Annotated in this window: 3 protein-coding genes and 1 pseudogene; 1 reads left to right on the forward strand and 3 read right to left on the reverse strand. The window is 37.7% G+C overall.

The features are described from left to right. Window positions 1-622 (reverse strand): TonB-dependent siderophore receptor (locus LC574_RS36620; RefSeq protein WP_368736784.1); only part of this gene is annotated, 622 nt, incomplete at its 3' end. 17 nt (window positions 623-639) lie between these two features. On the opposite strand from LC574_RS36620, the gene LC574_RS36625 reads away from it, so the two are divergent. Then, the gene (locus LC574_RS36625) at window positions 640-789 is read left to right on the forward strand and encodes a hypothetical protein (protein WP_229458527.1); all 150 of its coding nucleotides are present in this window, start codon (window positions 640-642) and stop codon (window positions 787-789) included. Window positions 790-976: 187 nt separating this feature from the next. On the opposite strand, the gene LC574_RS36630 is transcribed toward LC574_RS36625, so the two are convergent. Together LC574_RS36630 and LC574_RS36635 are read right to left on the reverse strand one after the other, a co-directional pair. After that, window positions 977-1,942: an AraC family transcriptional regulator gene (locus LC574_RS36630; RefSeq protein ID WP_229458528.1), complete on the reverse strand. Its 966-nt coding sequence runs from the start codon at window positions 1,940-1,942 to the stop codon at window positions 977-979. Between the two features lie 91 nt (window positions 1,943-2,033). Beyond that, window positions 2,034-2,245 (reverse strand): annotated as a pseudogene (locus tag LC574_RS36635) (protein hesA); the annotation flags it as partial.

Below are 2,245 nucleotides of genomic sequence, written 5' to 3' on the forward strand. Positions count from 1 at the left end.
ACGGACGACCAGGAATAATCCTTTGGAGATTGCTAAAGCTTGCTTCATAATATCGAACATTAAATATGTTATTCAAGTTGAGTCCAATGCTAAAATTATTATTCCGATAGTACAGAGCTGCGTCGGTGAGAAAGTAACTTGGGATCGTAAAAGTATTCAAACTGTCTGGCTTTTTATCTCCAACGTAGTTAAAGCCAATTCCACCTCCAAAACCTTTGAGAGAGCCAGTAGGAAAAGTATAAGTTGTCCACAAACTAGCGACATTATCTGGTACTCCAAATACTCGATTCCCGACTGGAATGTTATTGTCTTTGGTAACGCGTGCATCTGTATAACCGTAGAAGCCAATCACATTCCAACCAGGAAGAATCTCTCCTGTGACACTCAGTTCTACTCCTCGACTTCTTTGTTCTCCTGTTTGCACATCAAAATCCGGATTGATAGGATCGGAAGTCAAAACGTTAGTTAGTGTCAGTTCATATAAAGCAAGTGTTGCTGAGAGTTTGTTATCGAATAAATCAGTCTTAACGCCCACTTCATACTGAGTACCCCGCTGTGGTTTAAAAAGGCTGCCATCTCGAGCTGCACCTGTTACTTGTTCAAAAGAGCGGCTGTAGCTGATTCAATCTTTGAATTTCTTTGAAAGCTTCACCTGAGCGTACTAAAGTTTTTTTGACTAACGGTTGTTCAGAATATGCTGGATTGGCTAAAGTTAGAGAAACAACAGATATTAACCAGCAAATAGCAGGATATGGTAGTCTGATAAACATTTTTACACACACCACTTAGGGAATACTATGTATTTAAATTGAGAATTAAGTATAATTTTCCTTTCAGTCCATAGCTCCCAATTACTATTACTAACTAAGTTGGTGAAAAAATGTATTTATACCAACCCAATTATTGTAAAAATATATAACTTTTCAGTGTTTGCGTCTTATTCGAGCCGGAATTTTTTTTATTCCATCCGGAATTTTTATCTCTGACAGGACTTAGGACTTACCCCAAACTTCTTACGAAAAGCATTACTAAATGAAGGTAAGCTAGCATAACCTACTGTTCTGGCTACTTCTGTGACATTCATATTTCTTTCAATAAGCAGCTTATAAGCTAGTTCCATTCGGCAGTGATGCAGATAGCCAAACACCGTAGTCCCAAAAACCTGCTTAAAGCCTTGCTTCATTGTGCAATCATTTAAACCTACTTGTCGTGCTAGTTCAATAAGAGATGGTGGGTTGTCTAGATGTTTCAACAGAATTTCTCTAACATTGTAGATGCGGTCAATATCTGATGGCTTGAGTTTATTAATCTGGAAGCAACCTTGGTTGATTTGTACTTCTTGCTCGACTAGCATTGCTACCAGTTCCCAAACCTTACCTTCAAGATAAATTTGTTTAGTAAAGCCTTGGTATGGACATTGAAGAATTTGCTGTACTACTATTTGCATTGCAGGAATTTGAGTTCCATAGCGTTCATAAGTTGGTTGATCCCAACGTCTAATTAAATGTTGTAATTCTCTAGTAAGTTTACCAGATGTATTTTCTGCAAAGCTATGAAACACATTTGGATGTAGGTGAATAGCTACTTCTACTATCCGCGCTGATGGCTCTAATACAGCGCATTCAGATGCCATACCACTGCCACTTAAAAAGTATTCTCCTGTCTTGAACTCAAGGTTTTTAAATTCGCTCTCTAACAAAATAAGGAATCGAAATTCTAATGGATGCTTTCGCTCATGAAGTTTTAAAATGAATGATTTGGGCTGCTGATAATTGGAAATGTCTAAAGATATGCTATCTCGTAGCTGAATCTGTCGCCAATACCCTTCCCCAAATTGATACTTTCTGGTGATGTCAAAATTATCTGAACTATCATTATTCTGAATTATTTCTGCTTGGTATAGTAGTTTTAAGTAATCTGCTTGCGAGAGTATTAATGTCATTGTAATGGTAAGCTACTATGAAGTATTTAAAGAGTCAAAATAACAGAGACTTGGCTCATCGAGTAGATTCGGTTGTTTATAAAGATGTTGTTTACGAATTTTCCGAGCAAGAACGGCTACCACACACCAGACATGAAGGATCATGATAAGAATGTCGTTTGGCAAATTCCATTCGCATCAAGTCGATTGTCAGCAGTTGTGACAATAAGGGTTGACTAAACTTAGTAATCAGCTTTATTACCTCTAATGCACTAAGACAAGCTAGTGTCCCAGAAACAGCACCGATAACCGAGAACCCACGCT

Origin of the sequence: Nostoc sp. CHAB 5715, from assembly GCF_020829685.1 — a bacterium.
GTDB lineage: Bacteria > Cyanobacteriota > Cyanobacteriia > Cyanobacteriales > Nostocaceae > Nostoc.

What these genes read in the sequence shown, in the direction of transcription:
- LC574_RS36630 (WP_229458528.1), bottom strand. Translation starts at nt 1,942, where the DNA reads ATGACATTAATACTCTCGCAAGCAGATTACTTAAAACTACTATACCAA.